General features: G+C 53.9%; 15 protein-coding genes. 10 read left to right on the top strand and 5 right to left on the bottom strand.

Annotated features, from left to right (window positions below):
• Window positions 1–137 precede the first annotated feature (137 nt).
• Complete coding sequence (locus tag C8D90_RS07230; protein ID WP_115457745.1) at window positions 138–1,514, top strand: class-II fumarase/aspartase family protein; 1,377 nt, start codon at window positions 138–140, stop codon at window positions 1,512–1,514.
• Window positions 1,515–1,562: 48 nt separating this feature from the next.
• Here the strand turns inward: C8D90_RS07230 and C8D90_RS07235 are convergent, their stop codons facing one another.
• The gene (locus C8D90_RS07235; protein ID WP_115457746.1) at window positions 1,563–2,450 is read right to left on the bottom strand and encodes a MurR/RpiR family transcriptional regulator; all 888 of its coding nucleotides are present in this window, start codon (window positions 2,448–2,450) and stop codon (window positions 1,563–1,565) included.
• Between the two features lie 283 nt (window positions 2,451–2,733).
• Between C8D90_RS07235 and dcuC the strand changes: the two genes are divergently transcribed.
• From dcuC to C8D90_RS07250, 3 genes are all read left to right on the top strand, one after another.
• Window positions 2,734–4,110, top strand: coding sequence for a C4-dicarboxylate transporter DcuC (dcuC, locus tag C8D90_RS07240; RefSeq protein WP_115457747.1), 1,377 nt, complete (start codon window positions 2,734–2,736; stop codon window positions 4,108–4,110).
• 88 nt (window positions 4,111–4,198) lie between these two features.
• Entirely contained in the window at window positions 4,199–5,893 is a 1,695-nt protein-coding gene (locus C8D90_RS07245; RefSeq protein ID WP_115457748.1) for an NAD-dependent malic enzyme, read from the top strand.
• Between the two features lie 126 nt (window positions 5,894–6,019).
• On the top strand, window positions 6,020–6,592 hold the full coding sequence (locus C8D90_RS07250) for a helix-turn-helix domain-containing protein (RefSeq protein WP_115457749.1): 573 nt from the start codon (window positions 6,020–6,022) through the stop codon (window positions 6,590–6,592).
• A 125-nt stretch (window positions 6,593–6,717) separates the two neighbouring features.
• Here C8D90_RS07250 and C8D90_RS07255 read toward each other — a convergent pair whose 3' ends face one another.
• A complete protein-coding gene (locus C8D90_RS07255; RefSeq protein ID WP_115457750.1) occupies window positions 6,718–7,398 on the bottom strand; it encodes an alanyl-tRNA editing protein in 681 nt (226 codons plus the stop codon).
• Window positions 7,399–7,618: 220 nt separating this feature from the next.
• Between C8D90_RS07255 and C8D90_RS07260 the strand changes: the two genes are divergently transcribed.
• The 6 genes from C8D90_RS07260 (at window position 7,619) to C8D90_RS07285 (ending at window position 11,453) form a co-directional block, all read left to right on the top strand.
• The gene (locus tag C8D90_RS07260) at window positions 7,619–8,380 is read left to right on the top strand and encodes a DeoR/GlpR family DNA-binding transcription regulator (RefSeq protein WP_115457751.1); all 762 of its coding nucleotides are present in this window, start codon (window positions 7,619–7,621) and stop codon (window positions 8,378–8,380) included.
• 17 nt (window positions 8,381–8,397) lie between these two features.
• Window positions 8,398–9,783, top strand: coding sequence for a M24 family metallopeptidase (locus C8D90_RS07265; protein WP_115457752.1), 1,386 nt, complete (start codon window positions 8,398–8,400; stop codon window positions 9,781–9,783).
• 215 nt (window positions 9,784–9,998) lie between these two features.
• A complete protein-coding gene (yjdI, locus tag C8D90_RS07270; RefSeq protein ID WP_115457753.1) occupies window positions 9,999–10,229 on the top strand; it encodes a 4Fe-4S mono-cluster protein YjdI in 231 nt (76 codons plus the stop codon).
• Window positions 10,230–10,240: 11 nt separating this feature from the next.
• Window positions 10,241–10,513 carry a GNAT family N-acetyltransferase gene (locus C8D90_RS07275; RefSeq protein WP_115457754.1) on the top strand — a complete coding sequence of 91 codons (273 nt, stop codon included), beginning with the start codon at window positions 10,241–10,243 and terminating at the stop codon, window positions 10,511–10,513.
• A gap of 416 nt (window positions 10,514–10,929) precedes the next feature.
• Complete coding sequence (locus C8D90_RS07280; RefSeq protein WP_115457755.1) at window positions 10,930–11,151, top strand: hypothetical protein; 222 nt, start codon at window positions 10,930–10,932, stop codon at window positions 11,149–11,151.
• 41 nt (window positions 11,152–11,192) lie between these two features.
• Complete coding sequence (locus C8D90_RS07285; RefSeq protein WP_115457756.1) at window positions 11,193–11,453, top strand: hypothetical protein; 261 nt, start codon at window positions 11,193–11,195, stop codon at window positions 11,451–11,453.
• A gap of 59 nt (window positions 11,454–11,512) precedes the next feature.
• Here the strand turns inward: C8D90_RS07285 and C8D90_RS07290 are convergent, their stop codons facing one another.
• The 3 genes from C8D90_RS07290 to gss form a co-directional block, all read right to left on the bottom strand.
• On the bottom strand, window positions 11,513–13,615 hold the full coding sequence (locus C8D90_RS07290; RefSeq protein ID WP_115457757.1) for a peptidase domain-containing ABC transporter: 2,103 nt from the start codon (window positions 13,613–13,615) through the stop codon (window positions 11,513–11,515).
• Window positions 13,596–14,900, bottom strand: a complete 1,305-nt coding sequence (locus C8D90_RS07295; protein WP_115457758.1) for an HlyD family secretion protein — start codon at window positions 14,898–14,900, stop codon at window positions 13,596–13,598. Before C8D90_RS07295 ends, C8D90_RS07290 begins: the two co-directional genes overlap by 20 nt.
• 356 nt (window positions 14,901–15,256) lie before the next feature.
• On the bottom strand, window positions 15,257–17,131 hold the full coding sequence (gss, locus tag C8D90_RS07300) for a bifunctional glutathionylspermidine amidase/synthase (protein WP_115457759.1): 1,875 nt from the start codon (window positions 17,129–17,131) through the stop codon (window positions 15,257–15,259).
• Window positions 17,132–17,340 lie beyond the last annotated feature (209 nt).

Genomic DNA, 17,340 nt, shown 5'->3' on the forward strand with positions numbered 1-17,340 from the left:
CGTACCCCCCATGACATACGGGAAATGCATATTCCCCTATTTATGCAAAAAGAATTGCTCCAGAATTCGGGCTATACAGATAAAATAGACGTGAATGATGCGCTGGTTATCGGCGACATACGTTACAGGAGTTCATAATGCAAGGCAGTCAAAGTTCGGTATTTGATTCAGAACTGTATTCATCTCTGTTTACGCAGCCGGAAATGAAAGAAATCTGGTCCGATGAAAACCTTCTTCGTTGCTGGCTGACCTTTGAATCAACCATCGCGCATGTGCAGGCTGAGTTAGCCATTATTCCCCGGGAGGCCGCCGCGGAAATCGCTGCCGCCTGCCAAACGCTGGATATCGACTGGCCGCGTCTGGCCGCGGAAACGCGCTCCGTCGGTATGGCGATTAAACCGCTGGTCGATCAAATTGCCGACGCCGGTTCTCCGCTGGTGAAAAAGTTTCTGCACTGGGGCTGTACGACCCAGGATCTGCTGGATACCGCGCTGGCTATGCGTATGAAGCAGACCCTGCAACTGCTGCGCAGTCAGCTGGTGCAACTGGGGGTAACGCTGAAAGCCATGGCGCTGGAGCACAAGCATACGGTGATGGTGGCCCGCACCAACTCCGTTGACGCGTCCGCCACAACATGGGGGCTGCATGTCAGCAGCTACCTGTCTGAACTGACCCGCCACCTTCAGCGCCTGGATCGCCTCTATCCGGCGGCGACCACCGGCCTCTTCGGCGGCGCGGTCGGCAACCTGGCGTCCGTCGGCGGTCAGGGAATGGAGACCCGCAAACGGCTGATGGATGCGCTGGGGCTGTCGTGCCCTGTCGGCATGAACAATGCCAGTCAGGATCACGTGGTTGAGGTGGTGCAGTTTTTCGCCCTGGTACACGGCACGCTGTGCCGCATGGCTAACGACGTTGAAACCCAGGGGCGTACGTCCGTGGCCGAACTGCGTGAAGGCGAGGGCGGCGGCGGTTCCAGCACCATGCCGCACAAAACCAATCCCCGCGCCAGCAATATGATTCAGACGCTTTCCCGCATGGGCTGGACCTACGCTTCCGGCGCGACCAGCCTGCTTGACCAGTGCGATGTGCGCGCTGCCTCCGCGCGCGTGCTTAACTGGACGCTGGTACCGGAGTCGGCGCTGACCCTGTCGGCCAGCCTTGAACGCGCCGTCCGGCTGTTTTCCCATCTGGTGGTGGATACAGAGAAGATGCGCAGCAACTTCGCCGCGTCGAAGAACTTCATTATGTCGGAATCCGTCTCCATGGTGCTGGCAGAGAAAATCGGGCGTGGCGCGGCTTATGACCTGATGAAGGCATTGTTGAAAGACGCTGATGGGTCAAAGGATCTGCTGCAGTGCGTGCTGGAAAGCCAGCCCGTACGTGCCGCGCTGACGGAGGATGAAATTGTCGCCGCCTGCGATCCGCTGTCTTATCTGGGCTGTAATGATGCGTTGATTGCTGAAACCGTCGCCGCTTTCGATGCTTACCCGCAAACCGCGGCGGCGCTGCGTTAAGCCTTTCGGTTCCCGCCGGCAAACGGATTTGCCGGCGGGAATGAACGACTAACCAGGAAGGGGAGAAAAGGTTTCAAAGAAGACAAACAGCTCCTCCAACTGCTCGAAATTTCCCTCGCCTTCGCCTTTCTCATAGGCCAGATGCAGCACCAACTCGATAAAAAAGAAACCGACGATCCGGCTTTTAAACACGGACTGCGTGTCGCTGGGCAGCACGAATTGCAGGTTACAGAATTTGCCGTACGGATTGGATTCCGCGTTGGTGATCAGTACCACCGTCGCGCCTTTTTTACGGCACCATTCGGTAATGCGGATCACGACCCGGTTGAAGCGGTAATAGGAGAACACGATCAGCACGTCCTGCTCCGTGACGGTCAGCAACGACTTCGGCAATTCGCCGACGTCCATGGAAAGCAGCGTAACCCGATCGCGGAAATATTTTATCAGCGTCGTGAAGTGTTTCGCCATGGCATGGGAAGACGCGGGTCCGATAACATATATATGCCGGTCGGTATTCAGGATAATTTCAATAAATTTATCGAGACTGTCGATATTGATGTTATTTTTAAAACTCTCAAACAAGGTCGTAACATTTTTATTGAATTCGGTGACAATTTGCGCCGTGGTAATCTTGTCTTTTACCTGAATGCGGGATGCCAGTTCAAACGGCGGCACCATTTTTTGCTGCGTCAGCGTATTTTCCAGCACGCGCCGGAAGTCAGCATAGCCGATAAATCCCAGTTTATTTAAAAAACGCCCCACCGTTGCTTTACTGACCATGGCATTACGGGCAATGTCAATGATGCCGTGAAAAGGCAGTTCGTTAAAATGCTCACGAATATAGGCATCAAGGCGGTGTTCTGACTCCGTTAGTGAAGATAAATGGGTCGTTTTTGAAATGTATTTCTCTAATGTTAAAGAGACGTTCTTTTCCATAATAGTAATCCTTGTACATCAACGGATAAATAGATACTATATTTTTTAATAAGTGATGTCTAACCACATTAATAATGTTTGGGTTGTCCTTCAGTATAGCGATTGGCATATTTTCTGTTATGAGATCGTGCGCACAATCCCCGGCGGGAAACACATTTTCTCATAGCTCATATAGCCCGACTTCGATCATGATTTCATTACGCCATCACCCTCTGATTTTATAGAACATTAGGCCCTCTAATTATAATTAGCCGCCTTAATAGAAAAATAAAAGGACGATCTCATGACCGCATTTGTAATCGCAATCGTGATCACTATCATTGCAGCATGGTTAATCATCAAGAACTTTCAGCCTCAGACGGTGTTGCTGCTGGCTGGTTTGTCGTTGCTGACCATTACTGCCGTCTTCTACCCTGAAAAGAGCATACTCTACGGTAAAGCCGCCTCAACCGGTTCTACCTGGCTGGATATTTTTGCCTTTGCCAAAGGCTCGCTTTCCACGCAGATCGCCGGTATCGGTTTGATCATCATGGCGGCGGGCGGTTTCGCCAGCTACATGGATCACATTAAAGCGTCCAACGCGATGGTGAGTATTTGTATTCGCCCTCTGCAAATCATCAGGGCGCCCTATGTGATTCTGGCGCTGGGCTATATCTGCGCGCAGCTGCTGCACGTCGCGATTTCCAGCGCCGCCGGGCTGGCGATGATGTTATTGGTGACCTTCTTCCCGGTGCTGGTGCGCCTGGGCGTGAGTAAGGCGGCGGCGGCGGCGATGATCGGTCTTTGCGCCTTTATGGACTTAGGCCCTGCGGTCGGTACGGCCAACCTGGCGGCCAAACATGCCGGTATGGAAGCCGCCGTCTACTTTGCGCATTATCAGATGCCGGTGGCCGTTGCCGTTATGCTGGTCGTTTCGGTGCTGATTTTCTTCACCGCCAAATACTTTGACAAGAAAGATGGTCATGTCGTCACCAGCCAGACGATGAACGACGCCGCGCCTGAGGACGAGAATGGGGAACGCACGCCGGGCCTGTATGCCTTCCTGCCCGTGTTCCCGGTGATCCTGGTGCTGGTCTTCAGCCCGCTGGTGATTACGTCCATTAAAATCGACGTGGTTACCGCCATGATTATCGGTACGATGCTGGCGTTCGTGTGCGAACTGTTCGTTAAACGCGACTTCCGTGCCTGCTGTAAGGGCGTGCAGGTGTTCTTCAAAGGAATGGGCGGCATGTTTACCAGCGTTGTTTCGCTGCTGGTGTGTGCGGATATCTATGCGCAGGGCATGCAGAAAATCGGCGCGGTGGATTACCTGCTTGAGATGGTGCAAAACGCGGGCTTCGGCTTTGCCAGCATGACCGTCGTGATGACGCTGCTGGTTGGCGTCACCGCGCTGCTGACCGGCTCTGGCGTTGCGGCATTCTTCTCTTTCTCCGGCATGGCGCCGGCTATCGCGACCAAATTCGGCGAAAGCGCCGTGCACATGATTCTGCCGATGCAGCTGATGGCCGGGATGGGACGCTCCATTTCTCCTGTTGCCGGGATCATCATTGCGGTCAGCAAAGCCGGCGAATGTTCACCGTTCATGATCGTGCGCAGAACCTTAATTCCGGCGCTCGGCGGTATGCTCACCATGCTGCTGGCCAACTTCCTGTTGTTCTGAAAGGCGTGTCGATAGCGCGATGGCGTTAAAAACAGAGAGTCCCGATAAAAGTCTTTCACTTTCAACATCAGGTAGCCGGACGTACGTTATGTTCAACGAAACAAGAGATAATTTGCTTTATATTCCGTATTCAGGCCCGGTTTTACTGGAATCTCCGCTGCTGAATAAGGGCAGCGGATTTACTGAAGCCGAACGCGAAACATTTAACCTGAACGGCTTGCTGCCTGCGGCGGTTGAGACGATTGAAGAGCAGTCGCTGCGGGCCTACCAGCAGTTTTTGGATATCAGGTCGGACATTGCCCGTCATATCTACCTGCGTAATATTCAGGACACCAACGAGACGCTGTTTTACCACCTGGTGAGCAAGCATCTGGTGGAAATGATGCCGATTATTTATACCCCGGTGGTCGGTCATGCCTGCGAACACTTTTCCGACATCTATCGCCGGGCCAGAGGATTATTCATCTCCTGGCCGGACCGGCATATGATCGACGATATTTTGCACAACGCCACCAAGCAGAATATTGCGGTGATTGTCGTGACCGACGGCGAGCGGATTCTCGGCCTGGGCGATCAGGGGATCGGCGGCATGGGTATCCCGATCGGCAAGCTGTCGCTGTACACCGCCTGCGGCGGGATCAACCCGTCGCATACCTTGCCGATACTGCTGGATGCGGGAACCAACAATTCCCAGTTGCTTAACGACCCGCTGTATATGGGCTGGCGTCATCCGCGCATTACCGGCGCGGAGTATTTTGAATTCGTCGACATGTTTATCAGCGCGGTCAAGCGTCGCTGGCCGAATGTGTTATTGCAGTTTGAAGACTTCGCCCAACAGACGGCCATGCCGCTGCTGAACCGCTACCGGAATGAACTCTGCTGTTTCAATGATGATATCCAGGGAACGGCAGCGGTGACGCTGGGATGCCTGATCGCGGCCAGTCAGGCATCCGGCCGCCGGTTATGCGATCAAACCGTGGTCTTCCTGGGGGCAGGCTCGGCCGGATGCGGCATCGCCGAACATATCGTCACGCAGATGGTGGCGGAGGGGCTGAGCGACGAACAGGCGCGTGCGCGCATTTACATGGTGGATCGCTTCGGCCTGCTCACCGATGACCAAACCAATCTGGCTGATTTCCAGACGCCGCTGGCGCAGCCGCGCTCGCGCCTGGCGGGGTGGGACGGCCAGCAGGAGGCTTTCTCGCTGATGGACGTGGTGCGTCAGGCGAAGCCGTCCGTGCTGGTTGGCGTCAGCGGGCAGCCGGGGTTGTTCAGCGAGGCGGTGATTCGGGAAATGTACTGTCACTGCCCGCAGCCAATCATCATGCCGCTTTCTAACCCGACATCGCGCGCCGAGGCCCGGCCGGAAGACATTCTGCGCTGGACCGACGGCAACGCGGTGATTGCCACCGGCAGTCCGTTCGAGCCGGTCAGCTATGAAGGGAAAATTTACCCTGTTGCTCAATGCAATAACGTGTATATCTTCCCCGGCGTGGGGTTGGGCGTATTGGTCAGCCGCGCCACACGCGTCACGGAAAATATGATGATGGCGGCCAGCCGCACGCTGGCAAGCTGTTCGCCGCTGGTACGCGACGGGCACGGCCCGCTGCTGCCCAGCGTGAATGATATCCGGCAGGTGACGCAGGCCATCGCCCTCAACGTTGCCCTGGCTGCCCAGCTTGATGGCGTTGCCGTCGAAATCCCGCCGGAAACGCTGCGCCACGATATCGCGGCCGGTTTCTGGCAGCCGCAGTATCTTCGGTATAAGCGGACATCGTTCTGATAATGCAGGGGCGCCTGCGTTTATGCCGCCGATAACGGCGTTGAATATCCTCGAAAAAGCAGCAGGATATTTAGCGCTCCGGCTGTTAAAGTAGGCGCTCCCTCTCCAGATAACGATGGGCCGGTGATGAGCGACGAGCCGCAGCAGGACAGATCAAAAAAGACGTGCATAAATATCGGTAACAACGTGAAACAGTTCCGGATAGCCAGGGGCCTGTCGTTAAATGAGTTATCCCGTTTATCCGGCGTTTCCAAGGCTGCACTGTCCAAACTGGAGTCGGGGAGTTCGAACCCCCGGGTTGACACGCTGGACGCCATCGCCGGCGCGTTGCGCCTTCCGCTGGGCGACCTGCTTGGCAGCAATAATGAACGTTACCCTTATCTGGAAAAAAACACCGGCTATGACGGCGAATATTCCCAGACGATGAAGTTTCGTATTGGTCAGGGAAACACCAGCGAAATATGGCACCTGCAAATGAAACCCGGCGCCATCATTAGCAGTCCGGCCCATATTACGGGAACGTATGAACATATTATGGTTCATCTCGGTACGTTAATGCTGCGTATTTCCGACGATGAAAGCATTGTCCTGTACCCCGGCGATTTCTATGCGTTTCCCGGCGACGTTCCGCATGCCTATGTCAGCGCCGACACCGCCGTGAGCGCGACGGTAATAATGTCGTACGCTGCGCACGGTTAAAAAAGCGGGGGTGGCAACGCCCCGGTTTGCAAACATACATATTCTTGCCACCGTAAATGAGGATTCAGCGACTCCGTTTCTGAATGGCGCGGCGCGTAATTTCAACGACGCCGTGTGGCCAGCCCTCAAACAGGCTCATTCTCCAATGCGATATGTCCGGCGTCGTAACTGATGCGCAGCGTGCCCTTCTTAAACTTGATCGCTTTGATAGAAAATGTGCTGATTTTATTGAGATTGTCGGTGTGCGTGCCTGCGCAGGGCATCGGCTCGGCGCCTTCAATCTGACTCATGCGCGTCGTGCCTTCATACCAGGTGTCCACCCGGCCGCCGTTGCGTAAGCGCGTGCGGATGACTTCTTCGATTTCCTCCGTTGGCAACTGTTCGGGTTGTACCGCCTGAGAGCCGGAGGCGGAAAACTCAACCCGCGACTCGCCCGGAAAATGATGGCCTCGCACGGCCATCCAGCCATAGCGGCGCATCTCCCAGTTCAGCAAGTGGCCCGCCGTATGCAATGCTGCATGACGGATGCGGTCGTCCGCAGAGAGCGCTGAAGTGACCTTTTCCTGTGCCGGAGCGGAAAACGGCGCCGCCGGATAGAGCGCTACCTGGCCTGACCCCAGTTTTCTGACGCTGACCGGGATACCGTTGACCCAGCCGCGGTCAGCCGGTTGCCCGCCGCCCTGGGGATGAAAGATGTTCTCCCGCAGGACGATCCATTGCCCCCATTCATCGGCGCCGCTGGCAATAACGTCGCTTAGTGCGCTGAAGCAATAAGTATCTTCGAGATAATGCTGGATTTGGTGCATCGCAGGGCTCTCCTTGATTGTTCGTTTTAATATATCATTGGTATTTAAAAGCGAACAAATGTTTTGTCTGTTCATTTTTGTGATGCGGCGGAAAGCAGGGGGCATTATCAGAAGCAGATCGGACTTTTTGCATTTATTTGCATTGTTGTGCGGTTTATTTTGCCTTGATTTTGCAAATAAATGCATGTGATGTTAGGCTTTGCGCATCAAGGAGAATGCCATGCTGATTGAAGACCGTTTAAATAAGATCAGAAAGATCATTCAGGAGCACAACAGCGTGTCCATCGAGTTTCTGGTGTCCCGGCTGGGCGTGTCGAAGGACACCGTGCGGCGCGATCTGATTAAGCTGGAGCAGGACAACATCATCAGGCGCACCCACGGCGGTGCGGTCATCAACCGCCGCGATGCGCTGATTTTTGATTATGACCAGCGCTCGGAAACGCTGAGCCCGGTGAAGAAACACATTGCGCAGAAAGCGGCCGGGATTATCAAAAATAATGCCAGTGTGATCTTCGACGCATCCACAACGGTGGAGGCCGTCATCCCGTATCTCAGCGATAAACACATCCTGGCGATTACCAACTCCTTAACTAACGCCAACCGGCTGGCAAAAAACAAAACCAGCGACGTGAAGCTACTGCCGGGCGATCTGCATAAAGAACAGCTGTTTTTGTACGGCAGCGAAACCATCCGGAAAATTGCGGACTACCGTGTCGATTACGTTCTGCTGGGGATTTTTGCCATTTCAACTGAAGGCATCTTTATCCATACGGAAGAGGAAGGGCTGGTTAAACGGCAAATGGTCATGCAGGGAATGAAGGTTATTGCGCTTGCCGATCACACGAAAATAAACACAACGGGATTTTTTAAGGTGTGCGATCTCTCGTCGGTCGACTGCCTGATTACCGATGTTCGCCCCGATGAAGATTTTTGCGCAGCGCTAAAAGAAAACGGCGTTGAGCTGATACTGTCTACCCGCTAACGATGAGGTCAAGGAACATGAATGCCAAGGTGATTCAGCTGCGAACGACGGATGCGCCCCGGAAGTTTACCGACGTGGCGCCGGTGTTATTAACCGATCCGACGATGCAGGAGCGTAAGGAGAAAGTGCTGGAGCGGATGCGCGCTGAAGGTTTTGACGCGATCATTATTTATGCCGATAAAGAGCACGGAAGCAACTTTGAATATCTGACAGGCTTTATTCCCCGCTTTGAAGAGGGGCTTCTGCTTCTTGAAAAGAGCGGCGCGGCTACCGTAATTCTCGGCAATGAAAACCTGAAGATGGCAAAGTACTCACGCATCCCCGTTAACCTGAAGCATTGCCCTCATTTTTCATTACCGAACCAGCCAATGAACCACGGGAAAGCGCTTGAAGTACTGTTCGAAGAAGCCGGCCTGGAGACGATGAATAAAATCGGCCTGGTGGGCTGGAAAATGTTCACCTCGGCGCATGCCGACAACCGGAAGTATTTCGATTTGCCTTATTTCATCGTCGAGGCCGTGAAAAGCAGCGTGCCGGCTACGGCCGTGCTGGAGAATGCCACCCATATTTTTATCCGCGGCGACGGCGCCAGGGCAACGAATAACGAGAATGAAATCGCCCATTATGAATATGGCGCAAACCTGGCGTCGAACTGCATTCTGGACGCCATGAACGCGGTTGAACCCGGCGTGCGTGAAACCGAGCTCGGCGGTTATCTGACGGCCGAAGGGCAGTACAACACCGTAGTAACCATCGCGGCGACGGGAGCGCGTTTTGAAAAAGCGAATCTGTACCCGACGTATAAAAAAGTTGAGCGGGGTTTTCCGCTGTCCATCACCACCGGGTTTAAAGGCGGGCTTTCCAGCCGGACGGGTTTTGTGATTTCAGAGGAAGGCGAACTCCCCGACGGCCAAAAAGACTACCTCGATCGCGTTGCCAAACCTTACTTTTCCGCCATCGCGACCTGGCTTGAGAACATCGCCGTCAACATGCCGGGCGGTGAACTTTACGATCTGATCGAAAGCGTGCTGCCGAAAGCAAAATATGGCTGGCACCTGAATCCCGGCCATCTTGGCGCCGATGAAGAATGGATGTCATCACCCGTTTATCTCCATTCCGCCGAAACCCTGAAAAGCGGTATGATTCTGCAGATTGATATTATTCCTTCCGTGCCGGGCTATGCCGGAACGGGGGCGGAAGAGTGTATCGCCCTTGCTGATGAGCCACTCCGGGAACGTATTAAGCAGGCATATCCGGCGCTGTGGGAGAGAATCACGGCACGCCGCCACTACATCACCAACGTACTCAATATCGCCCTGAGTAAAGACGTTTTACCACTCTCAAATACCGTGGCGTATTTACGGCCGTTTTTCCTGGCTAAAGACAAATCTTTTACCTGTTAACCGCACATACGCGAAAACGCTATGGAGCCGCCCTTGCCGGGGCGGCTCTGCGCATGGCGATGGGATGTTTCTTATCGTGATAATAAGGCGCGGCGATAATCATTGGCTTCATCAACGGATGAAGAAGCGCGCTTCTTTTTTAATTCCCCGTAGTCACCGTCTTTTGCCGGGGCTATGCTTACCTCTGAACTGATAACAACAACAGAGGCAATGTCATGGATAAGGAACTACTGGAGGCGGGCTACCGCGTTTATACCGGTGAGAAAATCGATGTCTATTTCAACACGGCGATCTGCCAGCATTCGGGAAACTGTGTGCGCGGCAGCGCCAGGCTTTTCAACCTGAAGCGCAAACCGTGGATCATGCCGGACGAAGTGGATGTCGCAACGGTCGTGAAAGTCATTGATACCTGTCCGAGCGGTGCGCTGAAGTATCGCCATAACTAAGTGAGATAACGATGGAAATATTGGAAGGCCACAACAAATTTTACGTTAACGACGCTCAGGGCACGCAGGTCGCTGAAATCGTTTTCGTACCGACCGGCGAGCATTTGAGCATCATCGAGCATACGGACGTCGATCCCAGCCTGAAAGGGCAGGGCGTCGGTAAACAGCTGGTGGCGCGGGTGGTGGAGAAAATGCGCCGGGAGAACCGCAAGATTATTCCGCTGTGCCCGTTTGCGAAACACGAGTTTGACAACACGCGTGAGTATGACGATATTCGTGCGTAAAACGGCGGACGCTGCTCTGAATGTGTTGATACAGGGAAGTATTAACATTGCGGCTATAATCATTATGGTTTCCCCAATTAATCAGACGGCCTTTTTCCCGGTTATCGATAGCGTACAAAAATTACTCACTAAATATTTAATATCTCCTTAAATAAAACCGCTGGCTTTTTATTTTTTGCGTGCGAAATATTTTTCGCCCTAATGATTTACGTTAAGTTAACCCGATGGCTAAATTAAATTTCAAAAAATACAGCTAAGTTAACCGCTTATCGATGGTCATAAATTATTAATGATGAAAAATTTGTATTCCTGTTTATGATCGTCTAAATAATACAGTGCAGCTGCAATGTAATATGTTTTAACATTTATTTGTGTCTTGAGTTAATTTGTCTTTTCATGTTACTGGAGATATTCCAATGAAAGAACTTACACATAGCGAAATTGAAGCCGTGAGTGGCGCTGGTTTTGTCAGTGATTTGATCAACAATGCGCTGGACGGCCCTGCGCGTGCGATTGGTGCCGCTATCGGTGAGTCCCTGGGGAAAAAGGTCAATCAGGTTGTTGATGGCGTTACCGGCGCGATTAATAAGGTATTTGAAGATATTTCATCGTTTATCGGTGGGATTTTCGGGCGCTAATAATATAGCCAAAAGATTATCCATTCGCATTGGGGTGTGGTATGAGAGAATTAACGGTATATGAAGTTGAAGATATTAGCGGCGCCGGCCCTATTCAGGATTTCCTGACGAAAGGGGCTTCCGATATTGGCGGAATGATTGGTAATATCCTGGGCTCCGGTATTCTGGAAAGTCTTGGCGCCGATAACGTCAGCGCCCTGGGCAAAGATATCGGTAGCGTGCTGGGCCATACCGCAGGTGCGGTTATTGAAGGTGGCGTTTCCGCTTTCTTTAAAGAGCTGGGTATTGACGTCGGTTGGTAAGACAAAAACAGATACCAAACAGAATGCCGCAACGTACCGAAATACGTTGCGGCACTTTTTTATTCTCCCAGTTGAATAATGCGATCTGCGCTGGCAATTGTTGAAGGGCGGTGTGCGATAAAAATGCGGGTGATCTGTAAGGCGGAGATGGCGTTATTGATGTGCGCCTCGTTCTCCAGATCCAGATGGCTGGTCGCTTCATCCAAAAACAGAATGCTGGGCTGACGGTACAGCGCCCTAGCAATCAGCATGCGCTGTTTCTGACCGCCGGAAAGGCTCCCGCCCAGTTCGCTGATCAGGGTTTCATAGCCCATCGGCATCTGCATGATCTCCGCATGGATATTGCTGTGCTCCGCGCAGGCGATAATGCGTTCCTCATCTTTCTGCACGTCAAAGCAGGCGATATTGTCCGCGATAGAGCCGGCGAACAGCTTGTCATCCTGCAACACGCAGGCGATGCAGCTGCGGTAGTTGTTCAGGCCCACCGTGGTGATGTCCAGGCCGTCGATCAGCACGCTGCCCTGTGAAGGGGTCAGCAACCCTGACATCACCTTCATCAGCGTCGTTTTACCGATGCCGGAAGGGCCGGTGATCGCCACGCTTTCGCCTGCGGCAACGGAGATGTTCAGGCCGGCGAAAATCGGTTTGGAGAGGTTGTCATAGCGAAACGCCACGTCGCGGGCTTCGAAGGCGACGCCCTGGTTCGGCAATATTAACTGCCGGGCCGGCAACTGCTGCTCCGCATCGGTGAAGACGATGTCGGCCACGCGATCGCTGTGCAGTGCCAGCATCCGCAGTTGAAGCGCCATGTTGATCAGGTTGGCGGCGCGCTCGGAAAACTGGCCGCGATAGGCATTGAAGGCGACGAACATCCCCAGCGTCATATTTCCGTCGATCACCATCGACGCGCCCAGCCACAGGATCACGATCTGATCCACGGTGCTGATCAGGGCGTTTACCCCGCTGAACAGCATATCCAGCTTGGTGAGGCGGATCCCGGCGTTGGTGGTGTCGATGTTCAGGTTCAGCCAGAACTGCGAGCGCGTGGCGGAAAGCCCCAGCGCCTTGAGCGTGCTGATGCCGTACAGCGTTTCCATAAAGTGCGAGTTGGCCTTGGCGCCTTTGACGATCTGCTCCTCCGTCGCCTCGCGGTAACGGTTGTAGGTGGCGAGGCGCAGAATCATATACAGCGTGGTGAACCCGACCACCACCCACATCAGCCAGCCCCCGTAGAGCATCATCATTATCAGCAGGCCGATCGACATCAGGCTGTCGATGATGCCGTTGACGATGTTGGTGGTCAGCGTGGTGCGAATGGTGTCGAGCGAGCCGAAGCGTGCCTGAATATCGCCCAGCCGGCGCTTTTCGAAATAGGCGAGGGGAAGCCTGAGCAGATGATCGAACAGCCCGGCCTTCCACTGCACGTCGATTAATGCGCCCATCACCAGCGAGGTCCAGGCGCGCAGCATGCTGATGAAGGTGCGGAAAAGGATAAAGGACAACAGCCCGATGCAGATGAGCGCCAGCAGATCGTGATCTTTTGCAAAGATGACGTGGTCCATGACCAACTGGGTGCCGATCGGCGTCAGCAGGTTGATGGCTTCGATCACCAGCGAGAAACAGAAGATCTTGATGAGGAATCCCGGCAGGCCGGTGACGTTACGCATCAGCTTCGTGAAGCTCAGGTTCGTGCGTTGCTTCACGCGGGAAAATTCGCTGTCGGGCCACAGTTCGAGGGCGACGCCGGTGAAGTGTTGCGACATCTCGCCCAGGCCGATCGTGCGCCGGCCAAAGGCCGGATCGTGAATGATAAAGCTGGAACGCCTCACCGCGACCAGCACCACAAAGTGGCTCATATCCCAGTGCAAAATGCAGGGCGTTTTCAGCTGGCGCAGCTCATCGAGCGACAGCGACAGCGCGCGGGTTTTCATACGCAACTGCGCTGCGATGTTTACCAGCAGCCCCAGCGTCGCGCCATGGGAGGAAATGCCGAAGCGCTGGCGCAGGTTAAACAGATCGATATCCATGCCGTGGTAACGGCATACCATCGTCAGGCTTGCCAGGCCGCACTCCGAGGCTTCGGTCTGGATTACCTGCGGCACCTTGCGCCGGAAGCCGAAGTTCAGGCGGTTTCTGATTTCATTAAAGTGCGTTTGATTCATCAATAGGCCCCATCACGCTTTTTCTGATGTCGTAGAAAGGAGAGAACATCCACTGGTACAGCGGACGTTTTTCGAGGAACAGCGTGACCTGTGCCTTCAGGCCGTTAGAGAGCGTCAGCGGCCCTCCCTGATAGCGGAAACTGTCGTTTTTCAGCGTGACCATCACCTTGTAATAAGGCTCGCTGATGCCGCCGGAGGCGGTTTGCGGAATGTTGTTGTAGAGCGCCATCTCCTGGGGCGAAGCCGGAACGTTGGAGATTGACGCGATCCGACCGGGAAACTGACCGAACTTCTCAAACGGGAACGCTTCGTAACGGATGTTGACGCTGTCACCGGCGTGTACGTAGGGCAGGCTGCTGTTCGGCAGCCAGAGCAGCAGCATATAGTTGTGCTCGCCGGCGGGCGTGAGCTGGGCCAGGCTGTCGTTGGCTTTGACCATCTGCCCCTGGGTGACGCTCATGTTCTCGATCTTGCCGCTGCTGGGGGCGTTGATATACAACATTCCGCCGGCGTCGGCCTCCGCCAGCTGGCGCTGCAGGTCGCTGCGCTGGTAGAGGTACTGCGAGATCTGGTTATCGAAGTCGGCCGAGCGTGTAGAGAGCTCGCTTTCCAGCGTCGCCATCTGCAACCCTTCCTGAATAACCTGGGTATTCAGGCTTTGGTAGATGCTTTGCTGCTGGTAATAGAGGTAGCGCTGATTATTAAGCTGGTCTTTGTTGATCAATCCCTTCCGTTGGTAGTCGGTGTAGTTGGTCATGGTATTGCGCATCTCTTCCATGCCCGTAGCGGCATTCGCAACCAGAGTCTGCGATTTCTGATGATTGGCGCGGTATTTTTCCAGCTGACGCCGGAGATTATCCAACGTGACGGCTTTATTCTCCTGAAGCTTAATAATAATTCCGTCAATTTGCGTCAGCTGATTATTTATTGCTTTCAGCGCGGTCGCACTGACGTTTCCGGAGCTGGTGGTCCGGCTGACGTCTATTTGATAAAGCGGTTGTCCTTTGGCTACGCTGTCGCCGGCGTTAACCCATTTTTTAATAATGAATCCTTGTTGCGGAGAAAAAACGGTTATGGGATGCGGTTGAGAGAGCACTTCGCCATTGACATTAATTCTGCGGGTATAATTTCCGAAGATAATAATAGCCAGCAACAGAATAAAAAACATCAGCGACAGCGCGGCTACGCTGCGTGATGAGTACCCGGAAATCAGCAGTGCCTTTCCCAACCATTTTGCTTTAGCGTATTCAACCGCTTCCTGACGGAATAGTTGATTTCTGCTCATATCTGTTTCGCTCCATATAATTATGAATTATGGTGCTAACGTAAATTTTTGGACTTATAACGTGCGTGTGGTTAATGAATAAACTGAAGAGTGACGGCAATATATTTCATTTATATTGCAGTCATCTTTTTTCGGCTCTATAGATAAATGCGATGTCAATAAATTTGCGTTAGTGTCGCCCTGTTGCTGTGTCGGTTAATTACACCATAGTCGTATTTTTTATCAGGTACAAACGCTGCTGGGAATAAGTTTATTAAAATAGATTTATACGGATTTAAAACGGATGGGTTCAGGCTGGGCGACGAGGGGGAAATGTTGGCAGCGCACCGCCGTCCTGCGGCGCGCTGCCTGAGCGGTTACTGCATAAAGTCTTTATCCTTTACGACGATCAACGGCTCAATATCACTCTCTTTCTTTATCACCAACGATTCATCGCCGCGCAGGCAGGTGCCGCCGTAGCTGCCGCCGACGGTGAAAGTGCAAACCTGGATGTATTTCCCGCTTACGTTTGGCAAGCACCACAGCTGCTGGTAGATATTTTTGCGGTCGGAGAAATTGCCGCTGGTTTTGTCCAGCAGCTCGTCGTGGTGGCTGATGAGATCGATATTACTGCCGCAGCGGCCCGAAATGGGCTTGACAGCATAACCGGTTTTCGACAGTTCGTCGTTGACGCTGAAGTCGGTGTCCAGCAAATACCGGTGATGCGGGAACAGCGACCACAATACCGGGAGAATAGCTTTGTTGCCGGGGACTACCGTCCACAGCGGTTCGAAGACCATCACTTCCGGGCGCAGCAGAACGTCGATCAGGCGCACCTCGTTCTCCGGATGCCCGGTGCGGATCGGGACGGCGGCGTATTCCGTTTCACTGACTTCGCGAACCTGCTCAATGGCCGTCTCCCAGGCCCAGGTTTTCCATACGCAGTTGACTAACCGCCCGTCGGCATCGATCAGTTGCCCGGTGGCGTCCCAGCGCAGCTCATCCAGGCCGTAAAGGATTTTGCTTTCAAACCCGGCCTGCGTCAGCGCGCGCTGCATAAACAGCGCGTGATAGTTCTCCTCCAGATCCTTGTCCTGCATGATATGCACGAACGGACGGGCGCGGCTGTGTTTCCAGGCATCGGCCAGTTCGCTGAGCAAGTCTTCCGCCGGGTTGTGGCCCGTGCCGGTGTAGCCCTGTTTGGCCCACTGCTCAAGGATGATGCCGCCTTCCGTATGGCAGGAGGCCGAGTCGGCATTGTATTCGTAGACCTTCAGCCCCCGTTCGTCCATACAAAAATCCATGCGGCCGGTGATCATATGGTGACGCCGGCGCTGCCATGAAAGCCGCAGACGGGGCCAGAGGATTTTGGGGATGTCGAACAGCGCCAGCAGGTTGTCGTCCTTCATGACCTTATCGGTGGCGTGCAGGTACATCAGATGCAGCTCGTTGGTCGCTTTGATCAGCTCCTGCTCGGCGCTTTTCGAGATGGTGAAATACTGGCACGGGTCCTGATTGATGACGTGGCCGTTGGCGCGTACGTAGGCGAGTTGCAACGGATCCTGCTCATTAAGCCATTTCCCGTCGAATTGCCCTTTGTCCTCCAGGCGCGCGCCGTGGATCGCCATCGCTTTTTCCGGCAGGACGGGCTGCGGCAGGCTGTAGCGCGTATCCCCGTGCTGATTCATCCAGCCGAGAATCGTCGTGTCGTCAAAGGTATCTTCGATCGTGTAGTTTCCGTCGCTGACTACCAGGTTAAGTTCGCGCGTCCACTGCTGCCCCTGCGGCAACGGTTGGTGGATGACGTTTTGCTCTGCGATGCGAACCTTGTTGCCCGCCAGTTGCGTGATCACCGCGACGTGGCCGGTGTCCTTAAACTCGCCGCCTTTCTGCCAGATCAGCAGCGAACCGACGAGCGGAGGCTGCCGGGAACCGTTGGCGAAAGCATGCAAAGGATGAATGTTGTCGTTGACGACCTCGCGCAGGAAGCGCAGCGAAAATATCTCGTAGGCCATGCCCACGTCGGTGAAAACATAACCGTAGGTGAGGAAGAGAAAGCGGCGGGCGAACTCAACGCACTGCCATTTGTGCCCCATGTATTCGTTGCCGATGTAGCTGTAAAAAGAGGCGTCATCGGGATAGTTTTGGGGATCTAAACTGCTGTAATTCGATGAATAAATTGCCACGCCGCCGGGGGCGTACCCTAACAGCGTGCCGAAAGGGGCATCGCTGCCCGTTGTACCTTTGCTCATGAAACTGACCTCGAAATAATGCCGCCTGAGCAGGTGGATAGGGAGAGTTCCTCTTAGAATTCTGCTCCAGGCAATGACCTGCCAGAGGTGGCTTTATGATAGCACTCCTGTTTCCGGCGCAGCGGAAATTTACACCTGCGGCGCCGGGCGATCGCACTTAATTCATTGGTTATGGCTATTCAGTATGGAGGGCTATGTGGCGGATCCGG

This window comes from Enterobacillus tribolii, from assembly GCF_003363015.1.
GTDB classification, from domain to species: Bacteria; Pseudomonadota; Gammaproteobacteria; order Enterobacterales; family Enterobacteriaceae; genus Enterobacillus; species Enterobacillus tribolii.